A 24673-nucleotide genomic window follows, 5' to 3' on the forward strand; every position below is an offset into this window, starting at 1 on the left:
CGGATTCTCTAAAGGAGCATGGCAATGGCGCGGCCTATGACTGGCCGTCTACCCACAATTCAGTCGCCAAGGTTATCGCTAACCGGGCCTTGAGCGCACCAGCCGCAAGCAAAGGGCTGGCCTATTTTTTCAATACGTTGCGCAGGGTCGAGCACCCAGGCCCGGGATTGCCACGGTGGCTGGTGGCGCAGGTGCTGGGTGTGACCGCAGGACAGCTCGGCCACCCAGTGACCGTCCTCGTCCTGATGAAAACCGGTGACCGTTGGTCTGTTCGAGCAAGCCCGTTTGTCCGGGTTCCGTTCGCTTTCGGGCAAATCCTTGTTTAGACTTGTCCGTTCTTCATTCTTATGCAAAAGGTCTCGCCCCATGCTGATCGCCGCCAATAAGGCTGTCTCCATCGACTATACCCTGACCAACGACGCTGGTGAGGTCATCGACAGCTCTGCCGGCGGCGCTCCGCTGGTCTACCTGCATGGCGCAGGCAACATCATCCCGGGCTTGGAAAAAGCCTTGGAAGGCAAAACGGTCGGTGACGACCTGAACGTTGCCGTCGAGCCGGAAGACGCTTACGGTGAATACTCCGCCGAACTGGTCAGCACCCTGAGCCGCAGCATGTTCGAAGGCGTGGACGAGCTGGAAGTGGGCATGCAGTTCCACGCCTCGGCGCCCGATGGCCAGATGCAGATCGTCACCATCCGCGATCTGGAAGGCGACGATGTCACCGTTGACGGCAACCACCCACTGGCCGGCCAGCGCTTGAACTTCAAGGTCAAGATCGTCGACATTCGTGACGCCAGCCAGGAAGAAATCGCCCATGGTCACGTCCATGGCGAAGGTGGCCATCACCACTGATTTCTGCGCTACGCTCAAGTGAACTGGAGAGGCGCCATACGGCGCCTTTTTAGTCGGTTGCTGTTAGCATCACCCATGGCTGTTTCGAAAAGATCCGCAAACCTGGAGTTCGTCATGAGTGCTTTTCACGACCTTAAACTGAAAGCCCTGGATGGTCAGGAGCTTGCTCTGGCGCCTTTCAAGGGGCAAGTCGTGCTGGTGGTCAACGTCGCCTCCAAGTGTGGGCTGACGCCTCAGTACGCTGCGCTGGAAAGTCTCTACCAGCAATACAAGGCCAGGGGTTTCAGTGTGTTGGGCCTGCCCTGCAATCAGTTCGCCGGGCAAGAACCGGGGACCGAGGAGGAAATCCAGGCGTTCTGCAGCCTCAACTACGGCGTGACGTTCCCGCTGTCCGGCAAGCTGGACGTGAACGGCCCTGACCGTCATCAGTTGTACCGCCTGCTGGCGGGCGAGGGCGCCGAGTTTCCCGGGGAGATTACCTGGAACTTCGAAAAATTCCTGCTCGGCAAGGACGGTCGCGTACTCGCGCGTTTCTCGCCGCGTACGGCGCCGGATGACCCTACGGTGATCCAGGCCATCGAAAAAGCGTTGGGTTGAAAGCCAGGCACGGCACCCTGTGGCGAGGGGATTTATCCCCGCTGGGCTGCGAAGCAGCCCCAAGAGCAAGCGACTTGATTAGGCTGACACACCCGGATATCAGATTTTAGGACTGCTGCGCAGCCCAGCGGGGATAAATCCCCTCGCCACAAGTTCTGCACCCGGCTGTGCATTCGGTTCAGTCCACCTAATCGCGATCCGTCTGCTCCCTTCTAATCCTTAATCATTCCAATCAATAGTGCTACCCAGCACTAGGCACGCCACATATTATCCTTGTCATATAGACCTGCGACCTTGTCCCGTGGAGTGCCCCATGCCTGTAAAAGCCCTGTTCAAACCCTTCCACCTCGGCACGCTCGAGCTGCCGACCCGCGTGGTAATGGCGCCGATGACCCGTTCCTTTTCACCAGGCGGCGTGCCGAACAGCAAGGTGATCGAGTATTACCGTCGTCGCGCGGCGGCCGGGGTTGGCCTGATCATCACCGAAGGCACGACTGTCGGACACAAGGCCTCCAACGGCTATCCGAACGTGCCGCATTTCTATGGTGATGCCGCGCTGGCCGGTTGGAAAAAAGTGGTTGATGCGGTGCATGCCGAAGGCGGCAAGATCGTTCCGCAGCTGTGGCATGTGGGCAGTGTACGACGCGCCGGGACCGAGCCTGATGCCAGCGTGCCGGGCTATGGCCCGACCGAGAAGCTCAAGGACGGTCAGGTGGTGGTCCATGGCATGACCCAGGCCGATATCGACGAGGTTATCGCTGCGTTCGCCCAGGCCGCGAAAGACGCCCAGAGCATCGGCATGGACGGCGTGGAAATCCACGGCGCCCACGGTTACCTGGTGGACCAGTTCTTCTGGGAAGGCAGCAACCAGCGCACCGATGGTTACGGCGGCAGCCTGGCCAACCGTTCGCGCTTTGCGATCGAATTGATTCGCGCCGTGCGCGCGGCCGTGGGTGAGGGCTTCCCGATCATTTTCCGGTTCTCCCAATGGAAACAGCAGGATTACACCGCGCGCCTGGTGCAGACCCCTGAAGCCCTGGGTGAATTCCTCAAGCCGTTGTCCGACGCTGGCGTGGATATTTTCCACTGCTCGACACGCCGTTTCTGGGAGCCGGAATTCGAAGGCTCCGAGTTGAACCTGGCCGGCTGGACCCGTCAGCTCACCGGCAAGCCCACCATCACCGTTGGCAGCGTCGGCCTGGACGGCGAGTTCCTGCAGTTCATGGTCAACACCGACAAAGTCGCGCAGCCGGCCAGCCTGGAGAAACTGCTGGAACGCCTGAACAACGATGAGTTCGACCTGGTGGCGGTGGGACGTGCGCTGCTGGTGGATCCGGACTGGGCGCAAAAAGTGCGCGAAGGGCGTGAGCAGGAGATCTTGCCGTTCAGTCGTGAGGCGTTGATGACGCTGGTTTAAGCGGCGCCTGATCTGACGCCATCGCGAGCAAGCTCGCTCCCACAGGGGATCTTTGTCGAACACCAGACTCATGTTCGCTGAAGATCAAATGTGGGAGCGAGCTTGCTCGCGATGGCGATCTCAATATCGCCGAAGACTCAGCGCACTGTCGGCGCAGCGGGCATCACTGATTCGCCGACACAAACCCCACGCAACTGCGCCTCAAATTGCTCGATCACCGCCGCCCAACCTTGGCGACTGGCATGTTGGCGCGCATTGAGCCGCACGCAACGCAAGGCCTCGCGCTCTTCCAGCAGCCAGCGGGCCCCGTCGCAGAACGCTTCTTCGTCCCCCGGCATTGCCAGCACGCCGTTGTAGCCGTGGCGGATGTGTTGCGCCGCCGCAGCCTGATCATAGGCCACCACACCCAGCCCGGACGCCAATGCCTCCAGCACGACATTGCCGAAGGTTTCGGTCAGGCTTGGAAAGACAAACACATCGGCGGACGCATAATGACAGGCCAGCGCCTCGCCACGTTGTGAGCCACAAAAGATTGCGTCGGGCAGCTCCTGCTCCAGCGCGGATCGTTGCGGGCCGTCGCCGACCACCACCAGTTTCATCCGCCGACCCGGAAATGCGCTGCACAGCGTGTCGAAACTGCGCTTGAGCAACCCGAGGTTTTTCTCCGGTGCCAGGCGCCCGACATGGATCACGGCGATGTCTTCCTCGCCCAAGCCCCAGGCCTCACGCAGGGTGGCCGAGCGCTTGATGGGATGGAACAACTGGCTGTCCACCCCGCGAGACAGCAGCGCCACCCGCTCGAAATGCCGACGCTCCAGCTCCATGCGCTGGCTGAGACTGGGGACCAGGGTCAAGTTGGAGCGGTTATGAAACCAGCGCAGGTAATGGGTCAGCACGCGACTCAACAAGCCCAGGCCGTACTGCTGGGTGTATTGCTGGAAATTGGTGTGGAAACCACTGACCACCGAGATGCCCAGGCGCCGCGCTGCACGCAACGCCGACAAACCCAGGGGGCCTTCCGTGGCGATGTACAGCACATCCGGACGATGACGTTTCCAGCGCCGCAGCAGCTTGTGCATCGACGCCTGGCCCCACTGCAAACCCGGATACCCCGGCAGCGGCCAGCCTCGGCACAGCAACAACTGCTCATCACTGGCCTGGCGTTGGTCATCGACCTGGCGGGGGCGGATCAGCTCCACCCGATGCCCGCGGGCGCGCAAGCCGTCATACAGGCGGCCCAGGGTATTGGCCACGCCATTGATTTCCGGCGGGAAGGTTTCGGTGATCAGGGTAATGTGCAGAGATGTGGTCATGACCCCAGTGTCGACCGGGGCCATTTCGTCATTGTGACGCCAGGATGATGGATTTGTGACAGGCTCAGCCTTGCCGGGCCAAAGCGGTTTCGGCGCCTTGCTCGCGCACCCAGAACAAGGTCGCCCCGGCTACCGCCGCCGGCATCATCAGGATGTTCACCACCGGGATCAACAGCACCAGGTACACGCTGCCGCCAAAGCCCAGGCTCTGCCAGCGTTTTTCCCGCAGCCAGGCGAGCATTTCGTTCCAGCCCAGCTTGTGGTTGTCCGCCGGGTAGTCGATGTACTGGATCGCCATCATCCACACACCGAACAGCAGCCACAGCGGTGCGGCCACGATATTGATCACGGGGATGAACGAGAGCACGAACAGCCCCAGGGCACGGGGCAGGAAATAGCCGAGCTTACGCGCCTCCCGGGCAAGGGTCCGTGGGATCATGGCGACCAACTCGCCCCAACTGAAGGCGGGGAAATCATCGGTGCCCCGGACGACAACCTCGACTTTCTCCGCGAGAAAACCGTTGAACGGCGCGGCGATGATGTTGGCGAGCATGGTGAAGGTGAAAAACACCATCAGCACGACGAGCACCACGAACAGCGGCCAAAGGACGTAGTTGAGGAAACTCAGCCAGTCCGGCAGCGACGGCATCAGTGTGTCGACCCACAGGCTGAACTGATGGCCGGCCAGGTAAATCAATCCGACGAACAGCACCAGGTTGATGGCCAGGGGCAAGAGTACGAACAAACGCAGGCCCGGGCTCAAGACCAGCTTGAGGCCTTCTCGCAAATATTGCGGGCCGGACAGGACGGGGGCGGGCATAGGTGACTCCGAGCGAAGGTGAACGCGCCGACCTTACCGGCTTTGCCGTGCGCGGGAAAGCGGCGACATGGCGCGTAACAACCTTTATTGCAGCGGATGCCACCTATTGAAAGGGCCGCTGCGGATAGAGCTCACCTATGAGCTGGATTGTTAAACCGTATTTCCTTAATCTTCGCACCCTCGATACGCTGCACCCATTCTTTTTTCAGGACTGTCGAACCAAGCCTTCCCAAGTGCGTCAACGGTCCTTTTTTATTCACGCCACTCACCCGGCGTTCCGGCCCGCAAGGTCCGGTCAACAGGAGCAGGTCATGTCTGAAGTCCGTCATTCGCGAGTGATTATTCTCGGTTCCGGCCCTGCCGGTTACAGCGCTGCGGTTTATGCAGCCCGTGCCAACCTCAAGCCGCTGCTGATCACCGGCATGCAGGCCGGCGGTCAATTGACCACCACCACCGAAGTCGACAACTGGCCGGGCGACGTTCACGGCCTGACCGGCCCGGCGTTGATGGAGCGTATGAAAGAGCACGCCGAGCGTTTCGAGACTGAAATCGTTTTCGATCACATCAATGCCGTGGACTTCGCCGCCAAGCCGTACACCCTGAAGGGTGACAGCGCGACCTACACCTGCGATGCGCTGATCATCGCCACTGGTGCCAGTGCGCGTTACCTGGGCCTGCCGTCGGAAGAAGCCTTCATGGGCAAAGGCGTTTCCGCCTGCGCGACCTGCGATGGTTTCTTCTACCGCAACAAGCCAGTGGCCGTGGTGGGTGGCGGCAACACCGCCGTCGAGGAAGCCCTGTACCTGGCCAACATCGCCAGCACGGTTACCCTGGTCCACCGTCGTGAGACCTTCCGCGCCGAGAAGATCCTGATCGACAAGCTCAATGCCCGCGTCGCCGAAGGCAAGATCATCCTCAAGCTCAACGCGACCCTGGATGAAGTGCTGGGCGACAACATGGGCGTGACCGGCGCCCGTCTGAAAAGTAACGACGGCAGCTTTGACGAGCTGAAAGTCGATGGCGTATTCATCGCCATCGGCCATACCCCGAACACTTCGTTGTTCGAAGGGCAGTTGGAGCTCAAGGACGGCTACCTGGTGGTCAAGGGCGGCCGCGACGGCAACGCCACCGCCACCAGCGTCGAAGGTATCTTCGCCGCCGGCGACGTGGCCGACCACGTCTACCGCCAAGCCATCACCTCGGCCGGTGCCGGTTGCATGGCGGCCCTGGACGCAGAGCGTTACCTGGATGACCTGCAGAACGCTTCGTTCTGATTCATCTACATAAAAAACCGGCTTCGGCCGGTTTTTTAATGCCTGGGTACCTGCCGGTGAACCCCTGTGGGAGCGAGCTTGCTCGCGATGGCGATGTATCAGTCAACATCGATGTCGGCAGACCTGACGCTATCGCGAGCAAGCTCGCTCCCACAGGTTCTGTGTGGTCAGCAACGCTGCATTTCAGGCCAGCTTCGCCAGGCAGGCCTCCAGAATATCCAACCCTTCCTCCAACACCTGCGCCTCGGTCGTCAGCGGCGCCAACAGCCGGATGATGTGCCGCGATTTACCGCTGGGCATCAGCAGCAACCCTGACTCCCGCGCCAGCGCCAGCAATTGCGTCAGTTGCGCCGGTGCCGGGGTGCCGTCGGCGTGGGCCAGTTCGATACCGCGCATGGCGCCGATACCGGTCAGGCGGCCGAGGAACGGTGACAGCCCTCGGCGGCGCCAGGATTCGTAGCGGCTGACGATCGCCTCTTCCTGTTGCGTGCCCCAGGCGTGCAGGTTCGCGTCGGTCATTTCGTCCAGGGTTGCCAGTGCGGCAGCGCAGGCGATGGGGTTGCCTGAGTAGGTGCCGCCCAGTCCGCCCTTGGGCAGGTTGTCCAGCAGCGCCTTGCGCCCCACCACCGCACCGAGGGGGACGCCGCCGGCAATACTTTTGCCCAGCAGGATCAGGTCGGGCTCGATGCCCAGGCGCGAGAATGCAAAACGCTGGCCGGTGCGACCGAAGCCGGACTGGATTTCATCGATGATCAGCACAATGCCCTTGTCGTCGCAGAACTGCCGCAGGGCCTGCGCGAATGGTATGTCCATGGCCAGGAAACCGGCTTCGCCCTGGACCGGCTCGACGATGAAGCAGGCGACATCGTTCACGTCGATCTCGACGCTGAACAGCCGTTCCATGGCCTTCAAGGCCTCGGCACACGTTACGCCGTTGTCCTGGCTGGGGTAGGGCAGGTGATAGACCGGCCCAGGCAGCACACCGACCTTTTGTTTATAGGGCGCGACCTTGCCGTTGAGGTTGAGGGTGGCCAGGGTTCGACCATGGAAACCACCATCGAAGGCGATGACGGCGGTGCGGCCCGTGGCACCGCGCACGATCTTCAAGGCGTTTTCCGCCGCTTCTGCGCCACTGTTGGTGAGCATGCCACTGACCGGGTAATCCACCGGGACAAACGCCGCCAGGCGCTCCATCAGTTCGATGTAGGGCGCATGGGGCGCGGCGTTGAACGCGTAGTGCGTCAGCCGGGTGGCTTGTTCGCGGATCGCCTCGACGACGCGCGGATGACAATGGCCGAGATTCAACACGCCGATGCCGCCGACGAAATCAATGTAGCGCTTGCCATCGGTGTCCCAGACTTCGGCATTCCTGCCATGGCTGAGGCTGACGGGGTGCACGATGGAGATCGACTGGCTGATGGTTTCGCTGCTCATGGATGACGGCTCGGAGGGAGGAAGGATTTCCTTTATCTAAGCCGCGAGCAGAGGGGCCCGGCAAACGAAATAAAGTTGCCGGGTCAATCTTAAAAGTCGGGATGTGGTGAGGTGTTCTTCAATAAGGATGAATGGAGCCCTTGTGGCGAGGGGATTTATCCCCGCTGGGCTGCGAAGCAGCCCCAAAGCACTTACCCAATCAGTCTGACACACCGAGGCAGCAGGTCTTAGGGCTGCTACGCAGCCCAACGGGGATAAATCCCCTCGCCACAAAAGCGGATCTCACCACACCGGCAGGATCGATCAGCGCCGTTGCAGCGGCTGCGCCTCGAACTTCACCCCGTCCAACCCATGGGCCATCAGCGCACGGATATTGCCGTGATCGCTGCCTTCGGGCGTGGCCAGCACCGAACGGTAATGTTCGCCAAACGCCAGCAGCGCTTCTTCATCGCTCAAGCCTTCAAGCAGTGCCAGGCCCAGGGTCTTGCAAGAACCTTCGTTCTGCCCGGCGGCGTTTTGCACGCCACCGTTGTTGAAGGCCTGGGGCTGGTAGTCGTAGCCGGCGGCGATAAAGGCCAGGGTGTCGGCAAAGGCGTGTTCGCCGCTCTTGAGACGGGTGCGCAGGGTGTTCAGGTCAGGCATCGGGTTTTCCTTTGGCGAACGCCGCTTGCTGTTCGGCGCTGGCTTCTTGCTGGTAGTGGGCTTTCCATTCGGCGTACGGCATGCCGTAGACCACTTCGCGGGCGTCGTCGAGGCTGACCTCGATCTGGCGTTCATCGGCGGCGGCCTTGTACCACTTGGACAGGCAGTTGCGGCAGAAACCGGCGAGGTTCATCAGGTCGATGTTCTGCACATCCTTGCGGCTGTCCAGGTGGGCAACCAGCCGACGGAAAGCGGCGGCTTCGAGTTCGAGGCGTTGTTGATCGTTCATGGAGGTCTCTGCAAGGCAGCTTCAAGGGGCAAGCTTCAAGCTGCAAGAGTGGATTTGCGCTGGTCAGGCTTGAAGCTTACAGCTTGAGGCTTGCAGCGGCTACGAAGTAGCCCGACTTGCTGCGAGCGTAATCGACACCGACTCGGCAAATCGCAAGGCGTGAGGCTTGTCGACTTCGACTTCGGCGTACAGCACCGACTCGTTGGCCATGACCAGGTCGAGCAACTCCTGGGTCAGGCGTTCGAGCAGCGCGAAGCGGTTGCCTTCCACGTGGGCGATAATCGCCTTGGTGATGGTGCGGTAGTTCAACGCGTGGTCGATGTCGTTGTCGCGCACCGCCTCCTGGGCGGCGTAGAGGATGGTCAGGTTGATCAACACATCCTGCTTGTTGAGGATTTCATCCTCGTTGATGCCGATGAAGGTGCGTAGGCGCAGGTCCTTGACCTTGATGCGTGCCATGGCTGGCTGAAGTTGTGGCATTTATTGGCTCCGTCGAATCAATTGCAGGAACTCCTGGCGGGTGGTGCTGGATTCCCGGAAGGCGCCGAGCATCACCGAGGTGTTCATGGTCGAGTTCTGTTTTTCGACACCGCGCATCATCATGCACATGTGCTGGGCTTCGATCACCACCGCAACGCCGGCGGCCTGGGTGACTTGCTGCACCGCGTCGGCGATTTGCCGGGTGAGATTTTCCTGGATCTGCAGGCGGCGGGCGAACATGTCCACCAGCCGGGCGATCTTCGACAGTCCCAGGACCTTGCCCGTAGGAATATAAGCCACATGGGCCTTGCCGATGAAGGGCAGCAGGTGATGTTCGCACAGGGAATAGAGTTCGATGTCGGCAACGATCACCATTTCATCGCTGTCCGAGGCGAACAGGGCACCGTTGACGATCTGATCGACGCTTTGTTCGTAGCCATGGCAAAGGTACTGCATGGCCTTGGCCGCGCGCACCGGGGTGTCGAGCAAGCCCTCGCGCTCCGGGTTTTCGCCCAGGCCGATCAGGATCTCGCGGTAGTTCTCAGGCAGGGATAGCGTCATGGTACTTCCTCGAAACAAGGCTATTTGACGTGCCTTCCGCCGTTGACGGTCAGGGTCGTGCCGGTGACATAGGGGTTGTCCAGCAGATACCGCAGGCTCTGGTAGAGTACTTCGCTGCCGGGTTCGATGCCCAGGGCAGACTTGGCCAGGGCCTTGGCGCGGTAAGCTGCGTCGTCTTCGGGATTGAACAGTAGCAGGGCCGGGGCGATGCCGTTGACCTTGATGGCCGGTGCGTACTTCGCCGCGAACGACAAGGTCAGGCTTTCGAGCCCGGCCTTGGTGGCGCAATAGGCGATGTGCTTGCTGCTGCCCTTGCGTGTCACATCATCGCTGATATGCACGATATCCGCAGGCGTTGAACGTTGCAGCAGTTCGGCGCAGTGCAGGTTGATCAGGTAGGGCGCGAGCATGTGCACGCCGAACATCGCACTGAAAGCGTCCGTTTCGGCGCCCGGGACTTCGGCCAGCCACGCCGAGGCGTTATGTACGATGGCCCGCAACCGATCGGTGTGCTGCTTGAGCTGTTCGATAAAACCCAGGATCCCGGCTTCGCTGGAAAGATCGGCGAACAGCACGGTCGCTCCCAGGTCCCGTAGGGTCTGCACGCCTGGGCGTTCGGTGCGATAGGTGGCGATCACCGGTTGACCGTCTTCCAGCAATCGACGGGCGCAATGCAGCCCGACGCGCTGGGCTGCGCCAGTGATCAGGATGGGAGCGGTGGCGCTGGACATAGGGCGGCTCGGTTCACGGCAAGAGCAAACTATAACAGCGACCGGTACATTCGACCCACATGTTGCCTGCCATTGCATTTTCGCGAGCATTGGCGACGCGCTGGGTGCCGAAACGCCGTCAAAATGCAGGCTTTTGCGAACGAAACGCAACGAAACCGCCTATCGCCAATGTTTCCCTTGTCATCCTATGACTAGGAGGGAGTAAACTGGGATCCAATTTGCCAGCCGGATTTGTCTGCCAAAATGAGCGTAATCACAGACGATAACTTCGTTTTCCAAGCCCCAAGTGCCTTGAAACGCGAAGATTTGTTTCCCATTCGCGAAGTAGCCCGATTGACCGGTGTAAACCCTGTGACCCTGCGCGCATGGGAGCGTCGCTACGGTTTGATCCAGCCCACCCGCACCGAAAGCGGGCATCGCCTGTACTCTTTGAGCGATATCGAAAAGGTGCGCAACATCCTGGCCTGGATCGAGCGCGGCGTGGCGGTGAGTAAAGTGAGTAAGATCCTGGCCAAGACCGAATCGGTGCAGCCGGTCTCTGCGCTGATTTCACCCGATCTGGTCAGGGCTGATTACGCCGAGTGGCAACAGCAGGTGGTGGACGCGGTACGCAATTTCGACGATATAGAGCTGGATCGCATCTACGGGCAGATCTTTGCCACCTACACGGTTCCGATCATCTTCCAGGACATCCTGATGCCGCTCTGGCGGCAACTTCTGCAACGCCAGCAGGAATTCGGGCAAACCAGTGAGTGGGTTTTCCTCGACGGTTTCCTGCGCTCGCGCATCATCCAGCGGCTCTTGCTCAAGCGCGAAGGACTGTCGCGCCGTGTCCTGATCAGCGCCATTTCCGGTCAATGCCGTGAGCTGGAGCTGCTGGTCACGGCGCTGTACCTGTCCAAGGCGGACGTGGGCGTGAGGATGTTGACGATCGGCCTGCCATTCGACGAACTGACCCTGGTATGCCAGAAGATCCAGCCTTTGGCGCTGGTGCTGGTTTCCAACCATGCGCCGACTTCCGAATTCCCCAAACGCTTGGGGAAACTGGCGATGAGCCTGGATTGTCCGTTAATGCTGGCCGGTGATGTCTCCGATCTGGCGCAGGACAGCCTGGCTGGATCGTCGATCGGTTGCCTGGGTAATGAGGGAGCGGTGATGTCCCATCGCTTGCGTCAATTTCTGACGGGCAATCTGGACACCTGAACGGGTGCCCTGTCTCACACGTTAAAGATGCATGGCCGGATGGGTCAGCCGATGTTGCTGCAGGATGTACTGGCGCAGGCGTTCAGTCTCGTCCTGGTCATTCTGGTTCAGATGGTAGGCAAACATACCTTGATCGGTCTCCCGTTCGAAGGTGCCTCGCAATGAAATTCTCTCGTAGCCTGACGGGCTGAACCACAAGGCGAACTGCTTCAGCGGCTTGATACGACTGCGGTTTTCCAGCAAGACGCCTTTGCAGGACACCTCGTGGACCCAGAGAGATCCTAGCTGGCCCTTGATATTTTCCAGCGCCACGGGCTCTTTGAGGGTCAGGCGCCATGGGCGTATCTTCGGTCCGTCCTCGTAGATACTCGGCACACCCAAACGCAAGTGCATCGCATGGAATTCGTCTTCCACCAGATGCAACGGAAAGGTCATTTGCTGGTTTTCGAAATTGGCTTGCAGCGTTACTTGCTCATTCGCCGCCAGGCGCGTCAGCAGGTCACGGATCTGCGACCCACCGTTGACCAGCAAGCTCGACGTGACATCCCGCTCGTTCAATTGCGGGTTGTGCTGCATGGTCCGGATGAAATCCAGTTCATCCTGAGTCAATAGGGCATCGCGCTGCATGGTCTACTCGAAATGATAATTTACATTTTCACTGGTGATTGTAGTGACTGACCGTTAATTCGCCGGTTTGTTTGTGCCGTTCGTCGCTTCGAGCCGGGCAATCGTTTCCCGGGCTTCGGCCAGTTGCTGTTCCAACTGGGCGATACGCTGCTGGGCCTTGACCTGGACGGTAACGTCTTTCTGGACGCCGACGAAATAGGTATGGCCGTCGGCTTCGCTTTTAACCGTTGATAACGACAATTCATTCCAGAAGGGCGTGCCATCCTTGCGGTAGTTGCGTAGCACCTCCCGGCACGCCCCCCCTTGCTTCAAAGCATTGCGGATCAGCTCGAGAGCGGGTTGGTCGCGATCACCCGATTGCAGGAACCGGCAATCCTGATAAAGGATTTCGTCGCGGTTGTAGCCAGTCAGCCGTTCGAAGGCCGGGTTCACGTAGATGAGAATATTGTCTTCGTCGCCTTCTTTTTCAGCGATGACGATCCCGTCGTTCGAAGCATTGATGACCAGTTGCATCAGTTGAGCGTTGATCATGTAGAGGCCCCTTTAAACATCCTTGTTGAAATCATACTTTAGAGGAAATCGATAAGCTGTCCACTTGCTATTACGGCTCTATTGAGAGCCATTCGCAGTCCGGCGAGCGCTGCTGTTACTATCGCAGCTCTCTTATTTTGGTTCAGGATCAGATTGATGAAAGTCGCCATTCTCTCCGGCTCGGTCTATGGCACCGCCGAAGAAGTCGCCCGACACGCTGCCAAACTGTTTAGCGACGCAGGTTTCGAAGCCTGGCACAACCCTCGCGCCACCTTGGCGGATATCCAGGCATTCGGTCCACAGGCCTTGCTGGCGGTGACCTCTACGACGGGCATGGGTGAGCTGCCGGACAATTTGATGCCGTTGTACTCGACCCTCCGCGACCAGTTGCCTGGATTCTTTCGCGGCTTGCCCGGCGCGGTGATCGGCCTGGGCGACGCCAGCTACGGGGATACCTTTTGCGCTGGGGGCGAGCAAATGCGCGAGTTGTACGCCGAGCTGGGCGTGCGCGAGGTGTTGCCGATGCTACGGCTGGACGCCAGTGAAAGCGTCACCCCGGAAACCGATGCCGAACCGTGGCTTGGCGAGTTGATCGAAGCCTTGCGTTGAAGACGTTGGCCGAGCGTCAGGGTATCCATTGCGATGACCCGCTCGGCCAGTAAGCTGGCTGCTAATGCAACTACCGCTCCCCCAAGAGCTGACTAGACTGATTTTCTTGCGTACGAAGTTTTTGTTAATGAGCTTCATATAATAAGAAACCAGGGGGTCCGAGCCGTGAGCGTAGCGCCCATCCAACCGACACTCAGCATCAAAGACCAAGTCAGTGCCGCCGAATGGCAAACCCGGGTCGACCTTGCCGCCTGTTATCGGCTTGTCGCATTGCATGGCTGGGATGACCTGATCTTCACCCATATTTCCGCCAAGGTTCCCGGCACGGAGGATTTCCTGATCAATCCGTTCGGGTTGATGTTCCATGAAATCACTGCGTCGAGCCTGGTTAAAGTCGACCAGGCCGGCAATAAGTTGATGGATAGCCCCTACGAGATCAACCCGGCCGGCTACACCATCCACAGTGCGGTGCATGAGGTTCGCCATGATGTGACCTGTGTGTTGCACACCCACACGGCGGCCGGTGTCGCAGTGTCGGCGCAGAAGCAGGGCGTGCTGCCGATCAGCCAGCAATCGCTGTTCGTGCTGTCGAGCCTGGCCTATCACGCCTACGAAGGGGTGGCCTTGAATCACGAGGAAAAAGCTCGCTTGCAGGCGGACCTGGGTGACAGCAACTTCCTGATGCTGCACAACCATGGCCTGCTGACCTGTGGCGGCACCATCGCCGATACCTTCCTGATGATGTTCACCTTCCAGCGGGCCTGTGACATCCAGGTCCTGGCCCAGGGCGGTGGGGCCGAGCTGATCGCCATCGAGCCACAGATCCTGGCTGGCGCCCGGGCGATGATCGCCGGGGTGACCAGGAGCGCACAGGGCATGGGAGGCGCGTTGGCCTGGCCGGCGTTGCTGCGCAAGCTTGATCAACAAGACGCGGGGTATAGAAGTTGATGCCTCTGGTCCAGATTCCCCTGCGTATCTGGCGCCAGCGCAGCCAGACCTTCATGTTCCGTGGCCATGTCATTCATTACTGGGTGGCAGGGCAGGGCGAGCCGCTGTTGTTGATCCATGGTTTCCCCACCGCCAGTTGGGATTGGCATTACCTGTGGCAGCCATTGGCGCAACGCTATCGAGTAATCGCCTGTGACATGCTCGGTTTTGGTGACTCCGCCAAGCCGTTGAATCATGCCTACAGCCTGCTGGAGCAGGCGGATCTGCAACAGGCCTTGCTGGCGCATCTGAACGTCAAGCAAGCGGTGCATGTGTTGGCCCATGACTATGGCGACAGCGTGGCCCAGGAACTGATCGCCCGGCATTGTGAGGCGCGCATCCAAGTCGCCAGTTGTGTGTTTCTCAATGGTGGTCTGTTCCCGGAAACCCATCGTCCGTTACTGGCTCAAAAACTGTTGCTTAGCCCCGTGGGTTGGTTGCTGGGGCGGCTGTTCTCCCGGCAAAGCCTGGTCAAGAGTTTTCGCCAGATTTCCGGCCCCAGGACCGCGCCCACCGAAAGTGTGCTGGATGATTTCTGGAGTTTGGTGGAAGTCCATCGCGGCCCGCGGATCATGCACAAACTCATCGCCTATATCCCCGAGCGACGGGTGCAGCGTGATCGCTGGGTGCGTGCGATGCAGCGCGGCGAAGTGCCGCTGCGGGTGATCGACGGGGCGGTCGATCCGATATCCGGTGAGCACATGGTGGCGCGCTACGAGGCGCTGATCCCAAACCCTGACACGGTGCTGTTGCCAGACATCGGCCATTACCCCCACACCGAGGCGCCGGTGCAGGTGCTCCAGCATTACCTGGCGTTTCGCGAAACCATCGCCACCCCGCTCAGGCAGATGGCCTATTGCTGAGCAATCCTTGCGAGGCTTGCTCCCACAACAGAATCCGCGGGCATCCGCGACCCGTGTGGGAGCGAGCTTGCTCGCGATGGCGCTGGTTCTGCCGGTGAAGACATTGAATGTGCCGCCGTGGATGCAAGCTACGGCGATCAGGCTTTGGCTCGCATCATCCCCCCACCTTATCGCCCACCATTCACTCCCAACCGTGTTGATTGTGACCGGTCGACTTGTGCCGGACACTCGTGCCCATTGTCCTATCGGCCTGCTGGAGTTCTGCCATGAGTGAGTCTGTGCGCTTCGAAGATAAAGTCGTGATCGTCACGGGAGCCGGTGGTGGCCTGGGCCGCGCCCATGCGCTGCTGTTCGCCAGACAGGGCGCGAAAGTGCTGGTCAACGACCTCGGCGGCTCGGCGCAAGGGGAAGGGGCCAACGCCTCGGCGGCGGACCGGGTAGTCGCCGAAATTCGCGCAGCCGGCGGCATCGCCGAGGCGAATCACGACTCCGTCACCGATGGCGACAAACTGGTGCAGAACGCCCTCGACGCGTTCGGCCGGGTCGATGTGGTGGTCAACAACGCCGGTATCCTGCGGGACAAGACTTTTCACAAAATGGACGATGCCGATTGGGACCTGGTCTACCGTGTCCATGTCGAAGGCGCTTACAAAGTCACCCGCGCTGCGTGGCCGCACCTGCGTGAACAAAACTATGGGCGGGTCATCTTCACGGCCTCCACATCCGGTATCTACGGCAACTTCGGCCAATCCAACTACGGCATGGCCAAACTCGGCCTCTATGGCTTGACGCGAACCCTGGCCATCGAAGGCCGCAAGAACAATATCCTGGTCAATGCCATCGCCCCCACCGGCGGTACCCGCATGACCGAAGGCCTGATCCCGCCGCAGGTATTCGAACAACTCAAGCCTGAACTGGTCAGCCCGCTGGTGGTGTACCTGGCCAGTGAAACCTGCCAGGAAACCTCTGGTTTGTTCGAAGTGGGCGGCGGCTGGATGGGCAAGGTGCGTTGGGAGCGCAGCCTGGGTGCCGGGTTCGATCCGCGCAAAGGCTTCTCGCCTGAAGACGTCGCCGCCCACTGGCAGCAGATCTGTGATTTCGAGGATGCGGTGCACCCGAATGACAACCTGGAAGCGTTGAAGGAAATGATGGCGAATCTGCAACGCTACGCCGTTTGACTCGCGGCCTCGACCGGTTGCCGTCAGCGACGGCAACGCCGGTCAGGGGACGTATTTTTTCACCAGCGCTGCCAGGTTCGCAGCGGTCTCGATATCCATCACGCCGTCATGTTTCGCCGGACGAAAGTGCAGCTGAAACGCGCGCACCAGACGCTGAAAGCCCGAACTTGTCGTGGCGGCTGACGTGTCATACCCATATTTCTTGAACAGCCCGAGCAGTTGTTCGCGAGTCGGCAAGCCGTTGCATTGGTAAGCCTGCGTGTAAGCCTTTTGCGTAGGCCCATCAAACCAGGCGCCGATGCCTTTGGCGTACAACGCCTGCCAGGGAAACATCGGGCCTGGGTCGCTTTTCCTGCCGGCCGCAATGTCCGAATGCCCCACCACATTGACCGGGCTGATGTCCGGATAACGCTTGAGTATGTTCAACGCCAGGAATTCGATCGCCTCGATTTGCTGGGGCGAATAAGGCGGGAACGTGAACTGCCCCTGGTTGTCCGTGGCGAGATTGGCGATTTCAACGCCAATCGAGGTGTCGTTCAGATTATTTCGACCACCCCAACTGCTCACCCCTGCGTGCCAGGCACGTTGGTCCTCGTCCACCAGATTGAAAATCTGCGGCTCGTTGAAACCTGCTTTCAAGTAACTTGGGTCGGTGAAGTCCGGGATAAGGTAGTGAGCGCTGACCGAAGCGCCGGTCAATGCGTTGACGGAAGAAGAGAAGTTCGCGGCGGTGTAGTGAAAGACCAGAAAGCGGATTCGGCTGTTATAGCCGTTATTTGATCGATAGCTGCTGTAGTTGATTGGCGTCATAAGAACTCACTGAAGTTAAAAGTCGAAGCAGAATGCTGCGACTGACTTTCAGCGTATCAGTGGATTTTTTATGAGCTTGTAGTGGGGTTCTTACATTGTTGTAGGAATAGGCGTTTGGGTGTTTGGGAATTGATTGTGGTGGATGTAATGGAGTGATAAGCCAAAGAGTCCTCTGAATACTTGCTTACGCGGATGAAATGATTCCGTGGCGAGGGAGCTTGCTCCCGCTTGAGTGCAAAGCGCTCACAAAAGGGGGCCGCTACGCAGCCCAGCGGGAGCAAGCTCCCTCGCCACGATGATTGAAGAAAACCTCAAGTGAACAGCATTACCCATAACGTGGAGTCCATCAGGTCATACCTCTCCCGCACGGCTCAACATCCAGGCAAAGCGCTCGGCGGACCATTCCTTGCGGTCTGACACCTGGCCGTCGCCCAGCTCGATTACCCGCAGTACACCGTCTGACCTGAGCGCGACGTCGATCGAGAAAAAAGGACTGTCGATCAGCCGTGCGCATTCGATCACCAACTCAGGCACCTCGTCGGTGACGCCATAGGCCTGCCCGTGGAGCACAAAGTAACGACGCTCGGTTTCTTCAAGGTATTCCTCTCGTCGTCTGACGCATATACCGCCTTCAATCTGGCCACGATATTGGCGCATCTTTTCAACAAGCGGCGCTATACCTTCGGGAGTGTTCACCAAGCTGCCACTACCGGTGTTAAGCGATTTTACGTAGTCCTTGATGAAGTAACCTGGCCATTGCAGGCCTTCGAGTGCCTGAGTGAAGTTTGCATCACTGGCCAACACCACCGTTTCGCTCGTGTTGGCAACCAGCAATGGATACCATTGCGGCAAGTGATGACAGAGTCGATATTGCGTAGCGTCGGTCATTCCAATGATGCCCTTTTCGCACAGGTGGCTAACCAAAGCGGCATACGCGTCGAGTGTCAGCATCCACCCGCGATATAAAGTCGAGTCTCCAGACGTGAGGGGCGCAGAAGTCCTGAAAAGACCTGCTTCGAAATCTTCAAAAGAGAACAGCGCAGTCCTCAGTCCCGCAGTCATTACCGCTTCGTACTCTTCAGCGTACTGCTCATCGGGACGTTTTTTATCAAATGGGTCGCTAGGATAGAGGAGGTGCATAATGCTTTTTACCGATGAGAAGTGGAGGGTCAAATGCTGCTGGATTCGGTACCATCATGACATGGAGTCGAGAGAACCTGCTGCCGATTATTCAGCAGCAGGGTCGTTTAAGTATCTGGAAGGTCAGGGTTGTTTGAATCCCGGTTTTCCGTTGGCGGTGCGCCAGTTCTTTATCTCATCTACTATTGCTTCTGAGCTTTCCTTGCCAGGCTCTGGATAGAATAGTAAATCTGACCCGGCGGGATGCTCTGAGATTCTCTCGAATTCTAGTACCGCGTCGATATCCGCTTCTTCTGAAGGATAATTCCCCTCTGAAATTTCTATTACAAAGGCGAGAAATTCTTTCTCGGTTATATCTGTTATTGATTTTTTCATTGCTTGCATTCTCTATGAATTTCAATGTGTCTTTTAGGGGTGGTGAGAGTCATGTTGTCGATGTCGTAAACTTGACCATTTAAAGAAATGAAATGTTTGTGATGAAGTTCATATTTTGTTCGGCCGCCAATTTTTTCAGTTTTCCTGACGTAGGCAGAGCGTCCGTTCTTCATACGAGCCCGATTGCGTAAATTAAACTGTTGAGAAAGTATAGGATCGTCAGCGACGGCTTTCCAAAGAGCCTCCCGAAACTCCTTGAAATTCCCAAACCCTTTCCCCCTCAACTGATCCGCAATCTGCGACGGAATGGGTGCCCCTTCGCCTTTCGATGCTGCGTCCGTCCACACGCCTAAAACCGGGGCGCCTGTTCCCGTTGCAATCCCAGGGTCTTTCCGTCGATCCCTGAACATGACGTACAGGGGCGGCAGGCCTGAGTCGATTGGGAAAACAAAAACATAATCATCGAAACTGTTTTGGGTTATCTCAGGGAATGGATCGATTCGCCCCACCGCGGGCGTTACCGATGCGCCTGTATAAGCAGGTGGGGTGGGTGGTTCGGCTGGAAGTGCAGTGGAACTTTCCGGGTTGAACGGCCGGGGTCCACGTCAAGGTTCTGGGTGGGGTGTCTTCAGTTGTAGCGGTGTAGAGGTTCTGTTGTGCGTTGTAGGTAACCGGTAGCACCCGGACTTTCGACGGGTGGGTTACACCGTCAGTGTTGATCACGAGGATTTCTGACTGACCATCCGCCGTCGCTTGGGACGTGAGGCGTACGGGTAAGTCAACGGTCCCGCCGGCCGCCGCGATGGCTTGCAAATCGGAGTGTGGTGTCGGTGCGAGGTCTGAGAGTGGCGTGCTGAACGCATATCGCTCGGGTAATTCACCGTTCGCCAGCTTGGGTGAATAGAGCAGCGCCGCAACACCCGCCAAGGTCGGCGCAGCCACTGCCGTGAGCGATTCGACGGCCATGGCGACCGCGGCTCGCAGTGCAGCCTGGATTGCCAAGGTTGCTTCCGAACTTATGACCAGGCTACTGCCAACGAGCGTGAACACCGGACCGGTTGCGGCTGCCGCGCCCAGCATTGGGAATGCGCGACTCGCCAGGACGTTTCGCAGGGCCTGTTCTTGGGCAGTACGCTGGGCCTCGGCTGCTATGCGTGCCTTCTGCGCGGCAACGCGTCTGGCTCTGGCTCTGGCTCTGGCTCGTGCTCGTGCTTTTGCCTGAGCTGCGGCTTTCTCAGCCGCCGCCAGGCGTTGTGCCTCCGCTGCAAGCCGTGCTCGTTCTTCGGCAGCGCGTTTAGCCTCGGCGTCGGCTGCCATGCGCGCCGCCTCTGCGGCAACACGTTTGGCTTCGGCCTGGGCTTTTGCCAGAGCTGCAGCTTTCTCAGCCGCTGCCAGGCGTTGTGCCTGCGCTGCAAGCCGAGCTCGTTCTTCAAGAGCGCGTTTAGCCTCGGCCTCGGCCGCCTTGCGAGCGTTTTCAGCCTGTTCCTGCGCTTGAGCGACCGCCAGCCTTTTGAGCAACTCGGCTTGCTGTTGATTCAGCACGCTGATTGTCTGGGACAGCAGCTTTGCCTCATGCGCCGCCTTGTAGGACGCGGTCCAAGACTGTATTGCGGCGCCTTTCGGCTTGATTGGCTTCTCCATGGTCTGGGCTTTTCGGTAAAACTCCGACTTAGGTTTGCCAAGGGGGTCAGCGCCGAAAAAAAGATGGGCCAGTGCTGTTTGCCGTTGGAGTTCAGCAGTCTTGCGTGCCAGAAGTTTTTCGCGCACTGCCAATTCGCGGTTAATGGTTTCCACCGGGGGAAGTGGGAGCGTCGAACCCTCCAGTCGGGTAGCGGCCAGTTCGTATTCGATCGTGTTGAGCAGTTGCTGTGAACGGGCCTGATAGTCTCTTTGGGTTTCCTCCGCAGTCCCCGCCACCGTAATGGCAACCTGTGCCTCTCCCGTGTCAAAACCGCCGTGCTCGAAACCGGAGTAATAACTTCCGCCTCCTGCCGAGACGCCCAGTCCGCCGGCTCCCTTGCCGGAAGATGAAGTTGGCGTCATAGGCCTGCCGTGGGTGACACGAATATTTTTTTCCTGGGGCATGTCGACTTCCTTATCGATGCATGTATTCGGATAAATAGGGCGGCTTGAATCGCCGGAGACAAATAGTCCCCGTCTAAAGTCGCGAAAAAACTATGGCGTTAATTGCATAAGTTGGGCAGGTGAGCGTTTCCGACAGTGTTGTAGGAATCGAGAAGTTTCTATCGAGAAATAACCCGCAAATAAAAAAGGCCGCTGCAAAAAGCAGCGGCCTGAACATGACGTTGCAAAGGAGCTACAAATCAACGTCGGTAAACACGGGATGATGGATCGATACGCCAATCCATCCGAAGGACGGTACGCCAGGCGTGAGGGATGCCGTGGCGGCTTGCGCTTGCAGGCCCGTTGCCCTGCAAGCCCGGCCAGCATAGGGATCGAGTGCACCAGGAAACAGCCTGGATTCGGACATGCACCGTTACGGGGGATGCAACAGTCGCAATGGCGGCGATGAATATGCGCACGGCTGATAACCCATCATCCAGTCCGTCCATGCTCGACGCAAAGGCCCGCCTCGCATGGGCAGTAATCCTTTTTAGGTACAACGCGAATACCTCCTTGGTGCGCTTATCGCCCATGGCGTGCGGCAGTAGGGTGAAGCCTCTGTCACTCACCGGGGAAGACGCATGACAACAATAACAATGCGCGCCATCTTCAAGCCGCAGGCGCTGGCCGTTGCGGTGGCCTTGGGTTGCTGTGCCCAGGCGCAGGCCGTTTCATTCAACATTGGCGAGATCGAGGGTCAATTCGACTCTTCGCTGTCCGTGGGCGCGAGCTGGGGCATGCGCGACGCCGACAAGGACCTGGTCGGTACTGTCAACGGCGGTAGGGGGCAGTCGTCCACCGGTGACGATGGACGGCTGAACTTCAAGAAGGGCGAAACCTTTTCCAAGATCTTCAAAGGCCTGCACGACCTCGAACTCAAGTACGGCGACACCGGTGTGTTCGTACGTGGCAAGTACTGGTACGACTTCGAGCTCAAGGATGAAGGGCGCGAGTTCAAGGACATCAGCGACAGCAATCGCAAGGAAGGCGCCAAGTCGTCAGGGGCGCAGATTCTCGATGCCTTCGTCTATCACAACTATTCCATCGCCGATTTGCCCGGCACGGTGCGCGCCGGCAAGCAGGTGGTCAGCTGGGGCGAAAGTACTTTCATCGGTAACTCCATCAACAGCATCAACCCGGTGGACGTGTCCGCGTTCCGTCGCCCGGGCGCGGAGATCAAGGAAGGCCTGATCCCGGTGAACATGCTGTTCGCCTCCCAGGGCTTGACCGACAAGCTCACCATCGAAGGGTTCTACCAACTGGAGTGGGACCAGACCGTTGTCGATAACTGCGGCACATTCTTCGGCAATGACGTGGTGGCCGATGGTTGCACCAGCGGCTACACCGTGGGCAGTCCGGCGATTGCGCCATTCGTGCCATTGACCCGGGCGTTCGGCCAAGAGATCCAGGTGTCCAGGGAAGGGGTGATCATTCCTCGTAGCGGTGACCGCGATGCGCGGGATTCCGGCCAGTGGGGTACGGCGTTGCGCTGGCTTGGCGACGACACCGAGTACGGTCTGTACTTCATGAATTACCACAGCCGCACGCCTACGGTGGGGACGACTACGGCAGGGCTGTCCACGCTGGCAGCCTTGCCGGGGATGGTCTCGACTGCCAACGGCATAGCGCCCGGCAGCGGCGCGGGCCTGGCGCAAAGCGTGATGCTGGGACGCGGCCAGTACTACCTCGAATACCCCGAGGACATCCGCCTGTACGGCGCCAGCTTCTCCACCACTCTGCCCACCGGCACCGCGTGGACCGGGGAAGTCAGCTACCGTCCCAACGCGCCGGTACAGGTCAATACCAATGACCTGACCCTGGCGTTGGTCAACCCGATTGCCGGCGGTGCGGCCTCGCCCATTGCGACCAGGCCGGGGGCAGACAACACCGGCTACCGCCGCAAGGAAATCACCCAGGTCCAGAGCACCCTGACGCACTTCTTCGATCAGGTACTGGGTGCCGATCGCCTGACCCTGGTGGGCGAGGCGGCGGTGGTGCACGTTGGCGGGCTGGAGTCCAAGGACAAGTTGCGTTACGGCCGTGATTCGGTCTACGGCCAATACGGGTTCAACGGTGACACCGATGGCTTCGTCACCTCGACCTCCTGGGGTTACCGCGCCCGGGCGATTCTCGACTACTCCAACGTGATCGGCGGGGTGAACTTCAAGCCTAACGTGTCCTGGTCCCACGACGTGGCCGGCTACGGTCCCAACGGCTTGTTCAACGAAGGCGCCAAGGCCGTCAGCCTCGGTGTCGATGCCGATTACCGCAACACGTACACCGCCAGCCTGAGCTACACCGACTTTTTTGGCGGCGATTACAACGTTCTCGAAGACCGCGATTTCCTCGCGTTGAGCTTCGGCGTGAACTTCTGATCTGGCTGACAAGGAAAACCCAATGCGCAAGATGATCCTGCAATGCGGTGCCCTGGCCTTGAGCCTGTTGGCCGCGAACGTGATGGCGGCGGTTTCGCCGGATGAAGCGAACAAACTGGGCACCAGTCTCACTCCCATCGGTGCGGAAAAGGCTGGTAATGCCGATGGCTCGATCCCGGCCTGGACCGGCGGCATTCCGAAAAACGCTGGAGCAGTGGACAGCAAGGGCTTTTTGGCCGACCCGTTCGCCAATGAAAAACCGCTGTTCACCATCACCGCCGCGACGGTGGACAAGTACAAGGACAAACTCTCCGAAGGCCAGGTCGCGATGTTCAAGCGCTACCCGGAAACCTACAAGATCCCGGTCTATCCGACCCATCGCAGCGTGTCCCTGCCGCCGGAAATCTACGAATCGGCCAAGCGCAGTGCACTCAACGTGGCGTCCATCAACGACGGTAACGGCTTGTCCAACTTCACCGGCAACCGCTACTACGCGTTCCCGATTCCCAAGAACGGCGTGGAAGTCATATGGAACCACATCACCCGTTATCACGGTGGCAACCTGCGCCGCATCATTACCCAGGCCACGCCGCAGACCAATGGCGGCTTCACGCCGATCCGCTTCGAAGAAGAAATCGCCGTGCCGTTCCTGATCAAGGATGCCGACCCGGAAAAGGCCAGCAACGTACTGACCTATTTCAAGCAGGAAGTCACCGCCCCGGCACGCCTGGCCGGTAATGTGCTGTTGGTGCACGAAACCCTCGACCAAGTGAAGGAGCCGCGCCTGGCCTGGATCTACAACGCCGGCCAGCGTCGCGTGCGTCGCGCCCCGCAAGTGGCCTACGACGGCCCGGGCACCGCCGCCGACGGGTTGCGCACCTCCGACAACTTCGACCTGTTTTCCGGCGCACCGGACCGCTACGACTGGAAGCTGATCGGCAAGAAGGAAATGTACATCCCGTACAACAGCTACAAGCTCGACTCGCCCAGCCTCAAGTACGACGACGTGATCAAGGCCGGCCATATCAACCAGGACCTGACCCGCTATGAACTGCACCGGGTCTGGGAAGTGGTCGGGACCGTCAAGCCCAGCGAGCGGCACATCTACGCCAAACGCCACATGTACTTCGACGAAGACAGCTGGCAGGCCGCGCTGGTGGACCACTACGACGGTCGCGGTCAACTGTGGCGGGTGGCCGAAGGTCATGCCCAGTTCTACTACGACCACCAGAACCCGGGCTACACCCTCGAGGCGCTCTACGACATCATCGCCGGCCGCTACATTGCCCTGGGGATGAAGAACGAAGAGAAGCACAGCTACGAGTACGGTTTCGAAGCCCGGGCAGCCGACTACACACCGGCGGCGCTGCGTTCGACTGGGGTTCGTTAAGGTCTGACTGACTTGAAATGCTCATGAACGACCGGCAGCAAACCTGCCGGT

26 protein-coding genes and 1 pseudogene are annotated in these 24673 nt (G+C 59.3%); 11 read left to right on the forward strand and 16 right to left on the reverse strand.

Features of this window, described 5'->3' with window-relative positions; translation table 11 throughout:
- Positions 1-59: 59 nt before the first annotated feature.
- A complete protein-coding gene (locus LOY70_RS04690; protein WP_123342972.1) occupies positions 60-398 on the reverse strand; it encodes a DUF3565 domain-containing protein in 339 nt (112 codons plus the stop codon).
- On the opposite strand from LOY70_RS04690, the gene LOY70_RS04695 reads away from it, so the two are divergent.
- The 3 genes from LOY70_RS04695 to LOY70_RS04705 all read left to right on the forward strand — a co-directional run bounded on the left by LOY70_RS04695 (position 367) and on the right by LOY70_RS04705 (position 2866).
- Entirely contained in the window at positions 367-852 is a 486-nt protein-coding gene (locus LOY70_RS04695; protein WP_123342753.1) for an FKBP-type peptidyl-prolyl cis-trans isomerase, read from the forward strand. The two genes, LOY70_RS04690 and LOY70_RS04695, sit on opposite strands and share 32 nt — an antisense overlap.
- A 114-nt stretch (positions 853-966) precedes the next feature.
- Complete coding sequence (locus LOY70_RS04700; protein ID WP_265033787.1) at positions 967-1449, forward strand: glutathione peroxidase; 483 nt, start codon at positions 967-969, stop codon at positions 1447-1449.
- 313 nt (positions 1450-1762) lie between these two features.
- Positions 1763-2866 carry an NADH:flavin oxidoreductase gene (locus tag LOY70_RS04705; RefSeq protein ID WP_265033788.1) on the forward strand — a complete coding sequence of 368 codons (1104 nt, stop codon included), beginning with the start codon at positions 1763-1765 and terminating at the stop codon, positions 2864-2866.
- 137 nt (positions 2867-3003) lie between these two features.
- On the opposite strand, the gene LOY70_RS04710 is transcribed toward LOY70_RS04705, so the two are convergent.
- Together LOY70_RS04710 and cysZ are read right to left on the reverse strand one after the other, a co-directional pair.
- Entirely contained in the window at positions 3004-4203 is a 1200-nt protein-coding gene (locus LOY70_RS04710; RefSeq protein ID WP_265033789.1) for a glycosyltransferase family 4 protein, read from the reverse strand.
- A gap of 40 nt (positions 4204-4243) precedes the next feature.
- A complete protein-coding gene (gene cysZ, locus LOY70_RS04715) occupies positions 4244-4999 on the reverse strand; it encodes a sulfate transporter CysZ (RefSeq protein WP_123342749.1) in 756 nt (251 codons plus the stop codon).
- 311 nt (positions 5000-5310) lie between these two features.
- Here cysZ and trxB point away from each other — a divergent pair, with 311 nt between their 5' ends.
- Positions 5311-6273, forward strand: coding sequence for a thioredoxin-disulfide reductase (gene trxB, locus LOY70_RS04720; RefSeq protein ID WP_265033790.1), 963 nt, complete (start codon positions 5311-5313; stop codon positions 6271-6273).
- 183 nt (positions 6274-6456) lie between these two features.
- On the opposite strand, the gene LOY70_RS04725 is transcribed toward trxB, so the two are convergent.
- From LOY70_RS04725 to folM, 6 genes are all read right to left on the reverse strand, one after another.
- Positions 6457-7707: an aspartate aminotransferase family protein gene (locus LOY70_RS04725; RefSeq protein WP_265033791.1), complete on the reverse strand. Its 1251-nt coding sequence runs from the start codon at positions 7705-7707 to the stop codon at positions 6457-6459.
- A 303-nt stretch (positions 7708-8010) separates the two neighbouring features.
- Complete coding sequence (locus LOY70_RS04730; RefSeq protein WP_265033792.1) at positions 8011-8349, reverse strand: HopJ type III effector protein; 339 nt, start codon at positions 8347-8349, stop codon at positions 8011-8013.
- Positions 8342-8638, reverse strand: a complete 297-nt coding sequence (locus LOY70_RS04735; RefSeq protein ID WP_265033793.1) for a DUF1244 domain-containing protein — start codon at positions 8636-8638, stop codon at positions 8342-8344. The genes LOY70_RS04730 and LOY70_RS04735 overlap by 8 nt, the downstream gene beginning before the upstream one ends.
- A 99-nt stretch (positions 8639-8737) precedes the next feature.
- Positions 8738-9118 (reverse strand): dihydroneopterin triphosphate 2'-epimerase, encoded by a 381-nt coding sequence (folX, locus tag LOY70_RS04740; RefSeq protein ID WP_025211888.1) that lies wholly within the window; start codon positions 9116-9118, stop codon positions 8738-8740.
- Positions 9119-9679 carry a GTP cyclohydrolase I FolE gene (gene folE / locus LOY70_RS04745; protein WP_265033794.1) on the reverse strand — a complete coding sequence of 187 codons (561 nt, stop codon included), beginning with the start codon at positions 9677-9679 and terminating at the stop codon, positions 9119-9121.
- A gap of 20 nt (positions 9680-9699) precedes the next feature.
- Entirely contained in the window at positions 9700-10410 is a 711-nt protein-coding gene (folM, locus tag LOY70_RS04750) for a dihydromonapterin reductase (protein WP_265033795.1), read from the reverse strand.
- Positions 10411-10653: 243 nt separating this feature from the next.
- Here folM and LOY70_RS04755 point away from each other — a divergent pair, with 243 nt between their 5' ends.
- On the forward strand, positions 10654-11613 hold the full coding sequence (locus LOY70_RS04755; protein ID WP_265033796.1) for a MerR family transcriptional regulator: 960 nt from the start codon (positions 10654-10656) through the stop codon (positions 11611-11613).
- A gap of 21 nt (positions 11614-11634) precedes the next feature.
- On the opposite strand, the gene LOY70_RS04760 is transcribed toward LOY70_RS04755, so the two are convergent.
- Both LOY70_RS04760 and LOY70_RS04765 read right to left on the reverse strand, forming a co-directional pair.
- Entirely contained in the window at positions 11635-12240 is a 606-nt protein-coding gene (locus tag LOY70_RS04760; RefSeq protein ID WP_265033797.1) for a hypothetical protein, read from the reverse strand.
- Positions 12241-12294: 54 nt separating this feature from the next.
- Complete coding sequence (locus tag LOY70_RS04765; protein ID WP_123415421.1) at positions 12295-12771, reverse strand: PAS domain-containing protein; 477 nt, start codon at positions 12769-12771, stop codon at positions 12295-12297.
- A gap of 156 nt (positions 12772-12927) precedes the next feature.
- Between LOY70_RS04765 and LOY70_RS04770 the strand changes: the two genes are divergently transcribed.
- From LOY70_RS04770 to LOY70_RS04785, 4 genes are all read left to right on the forward strand, one after another.
- Positions 12928-13380, forward strand: coding sequence for a flavodoxin (locus LOY70_RS04770; RefSeq protein WP_265033799.1), 453 nt, complete (start codon positions 12928-12930; stop codon positions 13378-13380).
- Positions 13381-13545: 165 nt separating this feature from the next.
- Positions 13546-14328: a class II aldolase/adducin family protein gene (locus LOY70_RS04775; RefSeq protein WP_265033800.1), complete on the forward strand. Its 783-nt coding sequence runs from the start codon at positions 13546-13548 to the stop codon at positions 14326-14328.
- Positions 14328-15230: an alpha/beta fold hydrolase gene (locus LOY70_RS04780; protein WP_265033802.1), complete on the forward strand. Its 903-nt coding sequence runs from the start codon at positions 14328-14330 to the stop codon at positions 15228-15230. The genes LOY70_RS04775 and LOY70_RS04780 overlap by 1 nt, the downstream gene beginning before the upstream one ends.
- Positions 15231-15496: 266 nt before the next feature.
- Positions 15497-16408, forward strand: a complete 912-nt coding sequence (locus tag LOY70_RS04785) for an SDR family oxidoreductase (RefSeq protein ID WP_123342736.1) — start codon at positions 15497-15499, stop codon at positions 16406-16408.
- 42 nt (positions 16409-16450) lie between these two features.
- On the opposite strand, the gene LOY70_RS04790 is transcribed toward LOY70_RS04785, so the two are convergent.
- The 5 genes and pseudogenes from LOY70_RS04790 to LOY70_RS29970 form a co-directional block, all read right to left on the reverse strand.
- Positions 16451-17218 (reverse strand): N-acetylmuramoyl-L-alanine amidase, encoded by a 768-nt coding sequence (locus LOY70_RS04790; RefSeq protein WP_265033804.1) that lies wholly within the window; start codon positions 17216-17218, stop codon positions 16451-16453.
- A gap of 351 nt (positions 17219-17569) precedes the next feature.
- The gene (locus LOY70_RS04795) at positions 17570-18358 is read right to left on the reverse strand and encodes an ATP-grasp domain-containing protein (protein ID WP_265033806.1); all 789 of its coding nucleotides are present in this window, start codon (positions 18356-18358) and stop codon (positions 17570-17572) included.
- Positions 18359-18481: 123 nt separating this feature from the next.
- Positions 18482-18733: a bacteriocin immunity protein gene (locus LOY70_RS04800; RefSeq protein ID WP_265033807.1), complete on the reverse strand. Its 252-nt coding sequence runs from the start codon at positions 18731-18733 to the stop codon at positions 18482-18484.
- Complete coding sequence (locus tag LOY70_RS04805) at positions 18730-19143, reverse strand: HNH endonuclease (RefSeq protein WP_413776637.1); 414 nt, start codon at positions 19141-19143, stop codon at positions 18730-18732. The genes LOY70_RS04800 and LOY70_RS04805 overlap by 4 nt, the downstream gene beginning before the upstream one ends.
- Positions 19144-19200: 57 nt before the next feature.
- A pseudogene (locus tag LOY70_RS29970) lies at positions 19201-20818 on the reverse strand (S-type pyocin domain-containing protein); the annotation flags it as partial.
- A 620-nt stretch (positions 20819-21438) separates the two neighbouring features.
- Here LOY70_RS29970 and LOY70_RS04815 point away from each other — a divergent pair.
- Both LOY70_RS04815 and LOY70_RS04820 read left to right on the forward strand, forming a co-directional pair.
- Positions 21439-23232: a DUF1302 domain-containing protein gene (locus LOY70_RS04815; RefSeq protein ID WP_123342731.1), complete on the forward strand. Its 1794-nt coding sequence runs from the start codon at positions 21439-21441 to the stop codon at positions 23230-23232.
- 22 nt (positions 23233-23254) lie between these two features.
- Positions 23255-24622, forward strand: a complete 1368-nt coding sequence (locus LOY70_RS04820; protein WP_025211902.1) for a DUF1329 domain-containing protein — start codon at positions 23255-23257, stop codon at positions 24620-24622.
- Positions 24623-24673 lie beyond the last annotated feature (51 nt).

It is taken from the genome of Pseudomonas sp. B21-054, assembly GCF_026016345.1.
In the GTDB taxonomy this organism is placed as follows: domain Bacteria; phylum Pseudomonadota; class Gammaproteobacteria; order Pseudomonadales; family Pseudomonadaceae; genus Aquipseudomonas.